The following is an 11,741-nucleotide window of genomic DNA, read 5'->3' on the forward strand; positions in this document are numbered from 1 at the left end:
TTCCTCCATAATAGCGACTTCTCTTTCTGACTTTAAATCATAAAATCCTATATGTACACTATCTTTGATAGCCAAAACAAATCTGTTCCATATTTTGTGGGAAAAATTTCTATATGTAAGGCTTTTCTATTACTCACAAAATTTATCCTATAAATCTTATTTTTAATAAATTTTCAATTAACTTTTCAATTTTAGATTTATATTAAGAAATAAAAATAGTCTTTATAATGAATAAAAGAACCTAGTAAAAAACAAGTTAGTTTATAACTTGCTTCAATTAAAGATAAATCGAATCTTAAAAATTCCTCCAGATTATTTATCTTTTATTTCATTGGTTTTCTGTATTTGCGAATCTCTTCTCCTAATTCAGAATCCAATTGTAAGGCTTTATCATCTGACAAGAGTAAAGGAATCATTTTAAAATATTCATTAACATAACTATGATGTAATGTTTCAGCATTTGCAACTTCAAAAAAAGGTAAAGTACCAAACTTAATATAACTAAAAGCTTTTCTTAAAAGTTGAGCTGGTGAACATACACAATAAATTTGTTTAAATTTCATTTCTTCGAAAATCTGTGTTGCAACATAACACTCATCAGTAGAATTATAAACTCCCTGATCTCCTTTATATTTTACATTCATCTCATCACTATATATTACCGCACTACTTATCCCTTTTTCTACTAAATATTGTTTTCCAGCACCGCTAAGAGAAAGTTCATCTGCTACTTCATTATTTTTATGAACACTTCCTGGAACATATATAAATACACTTTCTCCCGATTGATTTAATCTATTATATAACTCTATTGCTTTATCCAAACGTTTTGAAAATTCTTCATTTGGATATTTCCCTTCATCTAATGGGTGCTGGGCTGCGACTTCAATTAATAAACCGTTGCCAGTTTGTCTTGATTTTATCATTCGTTCTGATGAAGATTTCAATAACTGTTCCCAAGCTTTGTACTGAGATTCTTTATTTATCTCATTTTCACCTAATGTTCGAGAAGCCTTATTCCAGATACTTTCAAAGTGTTCTTCCATCATTTCAATAAAGTTAAAATCACCCTCATCTTTGTTAATATCATCAACCCTCTCACCAGTTAACATAAAATTTTCAACAGACTTATATGGAGGAAGAGTGATATTCAACCATACTTTCGTTGTTATTTTACCCTTTGAAGGTTTACTTTGAGATAAAATAAACGGTAAACGATACTCAGTTGAGTAATAGCGAATTTCCATCTTTTTTTCACATTTATAATACTCAAGTTGTTTACATAATTTTGCAATTTCGTTTTTTATATCTTTGCCATTTTCTAAATAGCCTTGTTCAATGTCTAGTCGTTCTAGTTGCTTAATCTTATTTAAATATTGCTCTACCACTTTATTATCTAAAATGTATGATTCATACTCGTTGACTATTTCACAAATCTCTTCACTAATCTTTGTTCCAGATTTACGATTTCTTTGCTCTACTTCTAAATTTTCAATATCTGTTAAGAAATTATTGTCTACTTGAGCACATAAAAAGCGAATTTTCATACCTTTATCCATAGCTTTTTTTAGAGGTGTCTTATTAGCACTAAAAAAACCATAACCTGATACAAAGATAATATCTAATCTCTCAGTTTCTTTACACATCTTCTTTATATCCGTTTTAGAAAATCCCTTCTTTGAAGCTGTACCCTTAAAACCATAGGATTCCATTTTTTTTGAAATACGGATATAGTTTGTCATTTTATCAATTACAAATAGTGTAAATCCTCCTGCTATGATTGTTGGAATTAAATTAGTCAAACTCCCCTCGATAATGGCTTTATAATCAAGTTCAGAAAAAATATTCAATAAATTCATAAAAAATCCCCCAAGTTCATTTCCTATATTATAACATACATTTACTATTTATAAAGATCTCTCTATTCATACTTAGTTCTAGTCCTTCATAGATTTCAATGACACAATCTCTACATCCCCAAGATTATCAACTGAGTAACGTTGACTACCATTTTTAAACCAGCGTCCTAGAACGACATCATAGAGCATGAAGTGGGATTTTTCGTTAATCCAAGCTTCATCAATCCCATGAGGTTTTAAATACTCTAGTACTTCGTTGGGATTTGTTAGGTAAAAATTAGGTATCGAATCCCCTGTTTTCGACTGACGTGATAATTCTTTATATGCCTCCAAATCTAGTTTTCCCTCATCCTTATTTCTTATATTATATCCAGCTAAATAGTACGCTACCGACCATTTAGAATCTGAGATTTCGACTGATTGGTTGAGTTTCTTATCATGGTAGTCATATTTTATATAAAGATATCTCCCATCAGATAATAGTTGCTGGTATTCAATAATAAAAGTTTCTTCAAAACCTACAATCACTTCCAAACTTTCATTTTCAGATAAGCCTGCATCAAGCCCTATGGGAATTATCCAGTCTGGTTCTCTAAACGACTGACTTCCGTCAACAGCTTTACTAAAATCAGCGAGTCCAGGTAAAACACCACTATTTATCTCTGCATAGTTCATCTCTAGAAAGGCATTACTTAAAGATTCATACACTCCTTTATAATAATTCTTTTGGTAGACACGATATAGACCAAACAAAGTTAGAAAAACCAATACAGTTATGAATAGGATTTTTAAAAATTTTTTCATCTACCTTTTTCTCCTCTAAATACTTACATAAAACTTTTCTGCTATATTTGAAATCAAAACAATGATAGACGCCCCTACCCCAACTCCTTAGCTATTCTACTCTTTTCAAGTTTTCCCTTAATAATTCGTTTCCATAAAAAAAGAGGATTCAGACTATAGGATAAGCGTAGGAGGTAATAATTGACCCATTCGATTAGGGCAAAAAGTTGTATCAGTGTAGCTAAGATAGCCACTTGGAAACTCTGGGTGTTCCAGACTATAAAAGGAAAGCCTGAAATAAGTAAAACAAGGTCTAGTATTCTGAAACCACCATATAGTTTGGGGACACTAGCGCTTCCGAACTGAGGTTTCGAGAGTCTTCTAATCAAAATTGCCCAATAGATTGAACCTTGAAGCAAAATAAATGTCAGTAAAGACAAAGGATAGAGAATGGAGATCAGACTCTTCCAATCACCAAGTCGATTTTTCAAAAGAAAAAAACACAACCAAAAGGATAGGATGGCTGCAAGTTCTCCCAAACAGAGGGACACCAACTCTTTTCTAACTTTCTCTTTTTGTATGTTCATCATCTCACCCACCTAACTATCACCCTATATCAGAAAAAAGCCATTCGAATCATTTTCTAGTCAACATTTCTCAGAATCAAGCTATTCTAAGTATCGAACAGCTCAATCCCTTTAATATCAATGCAATTCTAAGTTTAGAATTACACTGATATAAATGTTTTAGGGCTATTCTAAGTCTATGATAGCCTTAAATTTTAATTTTTGAAGGATTCTAAAGCTAGAAGAGCTCAAAAATCACGAGAACTAAGCTATTCGAAGCTTAGAAGAAGCTTTTCCAACCTTCATAAACTCTTCAATTAACGTTTCTTACAATTTTTCTGATGAGCTTTGAGTTTTTTCAGAGCCCAATCATAGTGACTGGAAGTGGCACTCACAAAGTAGGAGCCTAGACTTGTTCCTCCCGTCCACTTATAGACACCTTTTGTGAACAATTCGTCATTGCTGAAGCCTTCCATCAACTCTAAAACCTCTTTATGCGATTGATTGAGGAGTTTGGTCGCTTCTTCTAAGGACGTTCTCTGGTGCTTCTTCCAAAAAGCGACATTCATTTCCCCATAAGTTTTCCAATTATAAGGTTCAGGGAGAAAAGGTCTTTCATGACCCTTTTGATTAGCGTGTACCCAGGTCAAAAGTAACTGATGCCATTCATAGAGATGGATCAGAACATCTCTTAGATTTTTATCTCTTTTCCAGTGAGCTTCTTTTTTCTTTTGGTCTTTTGAAAAATCAAAAGGAGTCTGTAATTCCTCTTCACTTAATTTAGATATAAAGTGATTGAGCTTTTCATAGTTTTCCTTAGAGGCTAACACTAATTCCTCTTTCGTTCTTGGTCTAGGCATAGGAGTTCTCCCTTCATTTTTTAGTTGGATATGCTATTTCCTCACTTCATTATACCATAATCAAAAAGCAGTTCTTTACGAAAAACTGCTTTTACTGACTAGTTATTTTATGCTTATAGTCACTACTTTACATATAAATCTCTAAAGCGTCCATCCACTTTAGCTATCTGATAGAGCAAGTGGGCTAGTTCTTGGTAATCTTCTTTTAAACATGAAAGATGGGCTTGGCCAAATAAAGTAGCTAATTTCTCTTTTAATCCTGCACCTTCGGGATCATGGTCCTTTAAGAATTTACTGAGATAGAGATTTCGAACAGCAGCAAGTTTAAAGCTGAAATACTGATGCAATTGTTTTTGCTCGGTATTTAAGCCATGTTCAGCAACTGCTTTTGCATAACATTCCAAGACATTACTTTGTCCATCCAGATATCTGTCCCTCATAATCCTCGCCGTTTCCTGATAGATTTCAGTCTGACTAGGACTCTTGACCTTCCTAAAATTTCCCCACATGGAGTATGCTCCACGCTTATAGTCAATAGCTTCCGCCTTCCAAGCTTCTAAGATGTCATTAAAAGCAACCTTCATACAGGCAAAACCAGCTGGATCATGCAAATAGAGATACTGCCCATCAATGCCATACACGGTTACGAAGTGATCCACACTATAAAGGATTGTGTGATTGGGATTGTAGGTCAGATGGCCCTTATCAAGAGGTCCCAGTACGACAGGTCCATTAGACAGAAACGATTCCAACTTTGCTTTAATCTCTTCCAAATCTACTTCTGCTCCATCTTTTACATAGAAATCCTCATAGTCAAATCCAAGTATTTTTAAGGAATGGGAGATGGAAAGATCTGGCATTCCATTATCAAAGAATACTAGAGGGTGCTGCTCATCTTCCTTCACGATACTAGCGCCATTTCCCATCACCATAATTGCCTCTAAAAACTCTGCTTTAAAGTCATAACCATAGGCGTCGAGTGCCATTGCCAATGAATAGCTATAGCAAAGTGACACATCTCCAAAATACATCTGCATATTCATGCCTCCTTATCTTCTATGGAACTATTATACCGAGATAACGTTACTCATACCCCATAAAATCCAAACAAAAAATAGGGTATGGTTGCTTTATGGACATGAATGTCCACAATAAAAAACTCTGTAGAAGATATCTTCTACAGAGTTAGGTTTGCATCTTTATAAAAAATCAGAAAATGATCTAGTCCTTGATCACTGGTATCCAGAGTTCCATTTGGTAGTCTGGCGACGACATGTCACCTTCGGAATAAACTTCAAAGTCTGGGGCTCCTGAGTGGCGATAACCAGTTTCTGGGAAAAAGACTTCCAAGACATATTTCCAAGCATGGTGGATGCTGGTCGGTATAGTGCCTTTGACTGGTACGATGGCATATTCAGCTTCGGAGATTTCTTTGATCGAGAGTCCTAGTTCTTCTGCTTTGACTTTATCCGTCACATCATAGGCAGCCATATAGTTAATAATCTCGCCTTCTTTAACATCCGAGCAGACGCCAAAGGATTGGCCACTGCCCAGACTCTCTAGGCTTTCAAAACTGTGATTTGCATAGAGTTGCTCCCAAGCAGACGGACACTGGCTATTATCAATAGCTTCCAATAGGACGCCTGCCACGGTAAAAGCAGGTTTCTTTTGAATCTTGATATCCATGTTTTTTCCTCCTGTAATCTTTAAGGATAATTGAAGTTTAGGAAAGACCCGATAAGGTTTTCCATTTCGAACTTCTGAGGGAGTTGCACCATGGAATTTCTTAAAGGCTGCACTAAAGGCATCCGCAGAGTCGTATCCGTATTTCATCGCTATGTCAATGACTTTCTCAGAGCTTTCCCGCAAGTCTGTCACTGCTTCTGACAACCTGCGATTGCGTAAGTATTCTGTCAAGGTCATATCTGCCAGGATGGAAAAGAGTCTGCTAAAGAGAGGATAAGAATAGCCTGATAGTTGCTGAAATCTTTTCATATCCACTTCTCCAGTCAGTTGCTGCTCCAAATAATCCATGGTTTGGTTGAATTGATGCATCATATTCTTTTTCACCTCACAAAAGATACTAAGGCCTTTAAAAGCAAAGTCAAAATAGGACAATTGACGGAGGGCGCCTGCTCCAACGAAATTTTATCTTTTTCACACATCTTCTAGGCCGTGTTCAATTCTAACTATAGTCTACCAGATATCTGATATTTTCACCCTAGAATCTTTGTACAATATTTAAAGGTGTAAATTTCTATAACTTATCCTTTAATTTCTCAACAAAGAGATAGGCTGCTGGACAGGTCAAGGTGTTCTTAATCGTTAAATGGTTGATTTGATGGATTTTTTTACGGTCTGTATGGGGAAATTCCCGACAGGCCTTTGGACGGACATCGTAGATAGAACAGAGATTATCTCCTCCTAAAAAGGGACAGGGCATGGATTTAAAAACCTTATCCCCATCTTCATCTACCTGCAAAAACTCTGCTTCAAAGGCTGGTAATTTCATCTTGAAATACTTGGCAATACGAGTAATATCTGCTTCTTTGAAGTCTGGTCCCAGTGTCTTGCAACAGTTAGCGCAGGCAGTGCAATCAATCTCAGAAAAGACTTCTTGGTGGATCTGCTGGGCTATCGTATCTAGATTCTTTGGTGGCTTTTTCTTTAGATTAGCTAACACTTTGCGGTGCTCCTTCTGCTTTTGCAGTGCTAGTTGGTGGTAATACTCAATATCAATCTCTTTAGACATAATTTCTTCCTAATACAAGTGTTTTTGTCTATTATACCATAAACACTGTCCCCTTTTTGCCCCCTGAACAGAAAAAAGCCCTTCGGAAAAAATCCGAGGGGCTTAAAACGTTGTTAAATCAACGGCTGAACTTTTGAATTTCAAGGTTCGGGATAACATAGTTCACTGAACTATGTTATTTTTTTTAAGGTTATCTACCTATTGTCTAGAGTATAAAACTACACTTGTTTTTAATCTTCTTTTTAACAAATACGGGTTAATAGACCAAATAGAAAAAGATACAGTATTTTTAAAGGGTAACAAAAAAGGTAATAAAATTGACGAGTTCAGCAGGCAAGGGAAAAGGCATCTTTCTAGATGCTTTTTTACTATTAAAAAAAATCATTATCACTATGACCAAACCATTTTCTTTTTCTAGCTCTAGATAGCTCCATATAAAGCGAAAATTTTCCGATTGTGAATACACTATATAAGCAAATTATAAATTTCTCTAACCAATTCATTTCTTCAATATACTGTTTAAAGCAAATATAACAATAATGTTCTTGTAACGGCTCTAATGCTTTTACTCGTTCAATATCATTATCAGCATATTTTTCATTTATTTCATGATAACGTTTTGAAAAATAAGGATCATGTTCAATTTCGTCATAAAATATTGCCATTGCAAGATCTAACGAACTAATATAATACCCCTCTATCAGTGCTCGTCTAGAAAAAACAATTAATGCTATGAATGCAGCTATTAAAGCGAGCACCCCTCCGACCATATCCCAAAATTTAGAGGCATAAAAATTTCCAGAGATTAGATAGTTAAAACCAAAAAGAATAACCACAAAAAGAATTATCCAAAATAAACCTTTAGCGATAAAATCCGTTCCAAATGATCTACGTTCCCATTTTTGCTTAATCTTCAAGTTTATCTCCTTTTTTGAAGTTTATTATATTTTATCATACAATCAACTAGATATCTACCAACTCATGATATGCTCCCATATTCGGTAATGGAATAATGCTAAAATACAAATCTGAGTAAGTTTCAAACCATTTATTCAGCTTGCTATAGGCTGGCGACTGACTAACAAATAATATACGTTGACAAGCTCCAGTCAAAAAAGCACTAAGGGGAAGAGCCCCAAAGTGCTTTTTTATAGCTTTACAGCCTCTAATCGAATAAAGAGCTTATTTTTTAAGGTTGTAGAATGATTTCAATCCACGGTATTCAGCTACTTCACCAAGTTGGTCTTCGATACGAAGCAATTGGTTGTATTTAGCGATACGGTCTGTACGTGAAAGTGAACCAGTCTTGATTTGTCCTGCGTTTGTTGCAACTGCGATGTCAGCGATTGTTGAATCTTCAGTTTCACCTGAACGGTGTGATACAACGGCAGTGTAACCAGCTTCTTTCGCCATTTCGATAGCGTCAAATGTTTCAGTAAGAGTACCGATTTGGTTAACTTTGATAAGGATTGAGTTAGCTGCACCTTCCGCAATACCTTTTTCAAGGTAAGAAGTGTTTGTTACGAAGAAGTCGTCACCAACCAATTGAACTTTACCACCAAGACGTTCAGTAAGAGCTTTCCAACCGTCCCAGTCGTTTTCGTCCATACCATCTTCGATAGTGATGATTGGGTATTTGTTTACCAATTCTTCAAGGTAGTCGATTTGTTCTGCAGCAGTACGTACAGCAGCTCCTTCACCTTCGAATTTAGTGTAGTCGTAAACTTTACGTTCTTTATCGTAGAATTCTGATGAAGCACAGTCAAATCCGATAAATACGTCTTTACCAGGAACATATCCAGCAGCTTCAATTGCAGCAAGGATAGTTTCAACTCCGTCTTCAGTTCCTTCGAAACGAGGAGCGAATCCACCTTCGTCACCTACGGCAGTTTCCAAACCACGTGATTTAAGGATTTTCTTAAGAGCGTGGAAGATTTCAGCACCCCAACGAAGAGCTTCTTTGAATGATGGTGCACCAGCAGGTACGATCATGAATTCTTGGAAAGCGATTGGAGCGTCAGAGTGAGAACCACCGTTGATGATGTTCATCATTGGAGTTGGAAGAACTTTAGTGTTGAATCCACCAAGGTAGCTGTAAAGTGGAATTTCAAGGTAGTCAGCAGCAGCACGAGCTACAGCGATAGACACACCAAGAATTGCGTTTGCACCCAATTTACCTTTGTTAGGAGTACCGTCAAGTGCGATCATAGCACGGTCGATAGCTTGTTGGTCACGTACATCGTAGCCGATGATTGCTTCAGCGATGATGTTGTTTACGTTGTCAACAGCTTTTTGTGTACCAAGACCACCGTAACGAGATTTGTCACCGTCGCGAAGTTCAACTGCTTCGTGTTCACCAGTAGAAGCTCCTGATGGAACCATACCACGTCCGAAAGCACCTGATTCAGTATAAACTTCTACTTCAAGTGTTGGGTTACCGCGTGAGTCTAGGACTTCGCGAGCGTAAACATCAGTAATAATTGACATTTTTTACTCTCCTTTGAGTTAAATTTTTTACACCTCTATGATACCTTAAAAATAAGCGTTTTTCAAGAAAAAACGTTATCTTTGTGCAAATTTTCCTTAACTTTATAAAGTAATCGCTTTCTTTGGTCTGTTTTCTCATAGCTTTTGTGATATACTAATTTTATGACAGATTTATCAAAACAACTACTAGAAAAGGCTCACGGTGGGCCAAAACTAAACCCAGATGAACAACGTCGTTTTCTCGGCACTTTCGAGGAAAGAGTTCTTGGCTACGCTGATATCAGTACTGCCAATAGTCCTGAATTAGAACATGGATTTTTCTCTATTTTAGAGGTTTTTCAAGAAAAGGTAGAAATACTTTTTGTGAAGATTTCCCCAAATATCGAGTTTGACAAACAAGTCTTTTACTTAAAACAAGCAAAGGAAAGCAACTGCCAGGCGACTATTGTTTCAGACGATCATATCACCTCTCCTTTTGGTCTAGTTATTCACACGAATGAACCCGTTCAAGTGGATGAAAAGGACCTTAGACTTGCATTTTCAAGTCTTTGGGAGGAGAAAAAGGCAGAGGCTCCTAAAAAATCTATCTGGAAAAAATGGTTTGGTTAATCCTTTCTCAAATTTAACAAACGACCAATATTAGTAGCTGTGTGCTCCAAATAGAGACTTGCATTTTTCAGACTCTCTTCTAAAGGTTCACTTTTCTCTAAAATAGAAAAGGCTGCTTGTATATTTTCGAATGGTAGGGGAGGCAAATCATCAGCAAGACTACCACAAATAGCGATAACTGGAACTCCTTCAGGAGTTCTTTTTGCTACACCGATAGGAGCTTTTCCAGCAAGGCTTTGACTGTCCAGTCTACCTTCTCCAACGATAACCAAATCAGCACCTGCAACCTTCTTGTTAAAGTCAATCAAATCCAAGCAAGTGTCAATCCCAGATACGATACCGGCCTCAGCAAAGGCACAGAGCCCAGCTGCAATCCCACCGCCAGCTCCTGCTCCTTTAAGAGACAGGATTGAAGGCGATAATTTTTCATAGAACCGCTGCATCGCCAAATCTACTGTTTCAAACAAAGCAGGTTCCAAACCCTTTTGTTTTCCAAATGTATAGGTTGCCCCTTGATGACCACATAGAGGGCTCACGACATCTGCTAAAATTCGAATTTTCACATCTTCAGGAATCCTATACAACTTGCTATTTGAAACTGAATCGAACTCAAGCAAAGTCTGACCGCAAGCTGGCAATTCTTTTCCATTCTTATCATAAAAACGATAACCTAAACCAGCGGCAATGCCTATCCCACCGTCATTACTAGCCGTACCACCTACACCGATATAGACTTCTTTCATCCCTTGATCAACGAGATGGCGAATCAACTCTCCGATACCTCTGGTTTGGATGTGAAGGGGATTTCGTTTCTCCTGCGGAATCTTTCCTAAACCAACCAAGTCAGCAACTTCAAAGAGCGCTATTTGGCCTTTTTGAAAATAGCGCATTGATTCTTTTAGGCCAAAAGGTCCCGTCACTTGGAACCATTTTTCTTCTAGTTCAAGAGAATGTCGAATAGCATCTACAGTTCCTTCCCCACCATCACCTACAGGGCAAAGCAGACATTCTACATCTGCTATCGATTTTTGGAAGCCCCTTTTTATAGCTTGAGCGACCTCTTCTGCCGTCAAACTCTCTTTAAAAGAATCGGGTGCAATTACAATTTTCATAGTTCCCTCTCATTCTAAGAAATCAATCAAAGGTAGAACTTCTAAAAAATCCCTCGTATCTATATGAGAAGCTATCTCTGTTTTTACGACCTCTTTGGCACAAAAGGCTATTCCGTGACCTGCTGATTTTAACATGAATAGGTCATTAGCCCCATCACCGATGGCAATCGTTCTTTCTTTGGGTAGTTTTAATTCTTTTCTCCATTTCTCAAGAGCAGCTTGTTTTTCTTGGGCTGTCACAATTTCACCAACTAATTTACCTGTTAAAAAGTCATCTCTGACTTCCAACTGGTTGGCGGAGAAATAGGAGATACCAAGGGATTCTGCTAATCTCTCAACTATTGGTGCAAATCCACCAGAAACTAGACCGACTAGAATACCCTTCTTTTGAAGTACGGAGATAAATTCTTGAGCATTTTTGGACAGATGAATGGATTTGAAGACAGTATCAAAGACCGAAATCGGAAGACCTTTTAACAATGCGACTCTCGCTCGTAAACTCCTTTCAAAGTCTAGTTCACCTTGCATTGCTTGATTGGTAATCTTTGAAATTTCCGCTTCGCAACCTGCTTCTCTTCCTAAAAGATCAATCACTTCCTCTGCTATCAGGGTGCCATCAACATCCATGACACAGAGGCCCATTACTTGAGTCATCACTTCTCCTCTTTTCTAAACAGACCAAAAATCGTATGAAAGAATCATACGATTTTATC

12 protein-coding genes are annotated in these 11,741 nt (G+C 36.9%); 1 reads left to right on the top strand and 11 read right to left on the bottom strand.

From position 1 onward, the window contains the following. Positions 1-323: 323 nt before the first annotated feature. The 9 genes from B7708_RS09450 to eno form a co-directional block, all read right to left on the bottom strand. On the bottom strand, positions 324-1,859 hold the full coding sequence (locus B7708_RS09450; protein ID WP_084975405.1) for a YdcF family protein: 1,536 nt from the start codon (positions 1,857-1,859) through the stop codon (positions 324-326). A 78-nt stretch (positions 1,860-1,937) separates the two neighbouring features. Continuing rightward, a complete protein-coding gene (locus B7708_RS09455; RefSeq protein WP_084975407.1) occupies positions 1,938-2,663 on the bottom strand; it encodes a TipC family immunity protein in 726 nt (241 codons plus the stop codon). 74 nt (positions 2,664-2,737) lie between these two features. Beyond that, positions 2,738-3,241 (bottom strand): hypothetical protein, encoded by a 504-nt coding sequence (locus B7708_RS10110; protein ID WP_084975409.1) that lies wholly within the window; start codon positions 3,239-3,241, stop codon positions 2,738-2,740. 284 nt (positions 3,242-3,525) lie between these two features. Next, the gene (locus tag B7708_RS09465) at positions 3,526-4,068 is read right to left on the bottom strand and encodes a ClbS/DfsB family four-helix bundle protein (RefSeq protein WP_084975411.1); all 543 of its coding nucleotides are present in this window, start codon (positions 4,066-4,068) and stop codon (positions 3,526-3,528) included. 122 nt (positions 4,069-4,190) lie between these two features. Continuing rightward, complete coding sequence (locus B7708_RS09470) at positions 4,191-5,105, bottom strand: cysteine peptidase family C39 domain-containing protein (RefSeq protein WP_084975412.1); 915 nt, start codon at positions 5,103-5,105, stop codon at positions 4,191-4,193. Between the two features lie 184 nt (positions 5,106-5,289). After that, positions 5,290-6,126 carry an AraC family transcriptional regulator gene (locus B7708_RS09475; protein WP_084975414.1) on the bottom strand — a complete coding sequence of 279 codons (837 nt, stop codon included), beginning with the start codon at positions 6,124-6,126 and terminating at the stop codon, positions 5,290-5,292. Positions 6,127-6,325: 199 nt separating this feature from the next. Then, positions 6,326-6,820, bottom strand: coding sequence for a YkgJ family cysteine cluster protein (locus B7708_RS09480; protein ID WP_084975416.1), 495 nt, complete (start codon positions 6,818-6,820; stop codon positions 6,326-6,328). A 371-nt stretch (positions 6,821-7,191) separates the two neighbouring features. Continuing rightward, positions 7,192-7,737 carry a hypothetical protein gene (locus B7708_RS09485; RefSeq protein WP_084975418.1) on the bottom strand — a complete coding sequence of 182 codons (546 nt, stop codon included), beginning with the start codon at positions 7,735-7,737 and terminating at the stop codon, positions 7,192-7,194. Positions 7,738-8,002: 265 nt separating this feature from the next. After that, positions 8,003-9,307 (bottom strand): surface-displayed alpha-enolase, encoded by a 1,305-nt coding sequence (gene eno / locus B7708_RS09495; RefSeq protein ID WP_000022821.1) that lies wholly within the window; start codon positions 9,305-9,307, stop codon positions 8,003-8,005. 162 nt (positions 9,308-9,469) lie between these two features. On the opposite strand from eno, the gene B7708_RS09500 reads away from it, so the two are divergent. Continuing rightward, a complete protein-coding gene (locus B7708_RS09500; protein WP_084975420.1) occupies positions 9,470-9,916 on the top strand; it encodes a DUF1694 domain-containing protein in 447 nt (148 codons plus the stop codon). On the opposite strand, the gene B7708_RS09505 is transcribed toward B7708_RS09500, so the two are convergent. Next, positions 9,913-11,028 carry a glycerate kinase gene (locus B7708_RS09505; RefSeq protein ID WP_084975422.1) on the bottom strand — a complete coding sequence of 372 codons (1,116 nt, stop codon included), beginning with the start codon at positions 11,026-11,028 and terminating at the stop codon, positions 9,913-9,915. The genes B7708_RS09500 and B7708_RS09505 overlap by 4 nt on opposite strands. A 9-nt stretch (positions 11,029-11,037) precedes the next feature. Next, a complete protein-coding gene (gene serB / locus B7708_RS09510; protein WP_084975424.1) occupies positions 11,038-11,682 on the bottom strand; it encodes a phosphoserine phosphatase SerB in 645 nt (214 codons plus the stop codon). Positions 11,683-11,741: the final 59 nt, after the last annotated feature.

This window comes from Streptococcus oralis subsp. dentisani, assembly GCF_002096615.1.
Lineage (GTDB): Bacteria > Bacillota > Bacilli > Lactobacillales > Streptococcaceae > Streptococcus > Streptococcus oralis_U.

What these genes read in the sequence shown, in the direction of transcription:
- B7708_RS09450 (WP_084975405.1), bottom strand. Translation starts at nt 1,859, where the DNA reads ATGAATTTATTGAATATTTTTTCTGAACTTGATTATAAAGCCATTATC.
- B7708_RS09455 (WP_084975407.1), bottom strand. Translation starts at nt 2,663, where the DNA reads ATGAAAAAATTTTTAAAAATCCTATTCATAACTGTATTGGTTTTTCTA.
- B7708_RS09465 (WP_084975411.1), bottom strand. Translation starts at nt 4,068, where the DNA reads ATGCCTAGACCAAGAACGAAAGAGGAATTAGTGTTAGCCTCTAAGGAA.
- B7708_RS09470 (WP_084975412.1), bottom strand. Translation starts at nt 5,105, where the DNA reads ATGCAGATGTATTTTGGAGATGTGTCACTTTGCTATAGCTATTCATTG.
- B7708_RS09475 (WP_084975414.1), bottom strand. Translation starts at nt 6,126, where the DNA reads ATGATGCATCAATTCAACCAAACCATGGATTATTTGGAGCAGCAACTG.
- B7708_RS09480 (WP_084975416.1), bottom strand. Translation starts at nt 6,820, where the DNA reads ATGTCTAAAGAGATTGATATTGAGTATTACCACCAACTAGCACTGCAA.
- eno (WP_000022821.1), bottom strand. Translation starts at nt 9,307, where the DNA reads ATGTCAATTATTACTGATGTTTACGCTCGCGAAGTCCTAGACTCACGC.
- B7708_RS09500 (WP_084975420.1), top strand. Translation starts at nt 9,470, where the DNA reads ATGACAGATTTATCAAAACAACTACTAGAAAAGGCTCACGGTGGGCCA.
- B7708_RS09505 (WP_084975422.1), bottom strand. Translation starts at nt 11,028, where the DNA reads ATGAAAATTGTAATTGCACCCGATTCTTTTAAAGAGAGTTTGACGGCA.
- serB (WP_084975424.1), bottom strand. Translation starts at nt 11,682, where the DNA reads ATGACTCAAGTAATGGGCCTCTGTGTCATGGATGTTGATGGCACCCTG.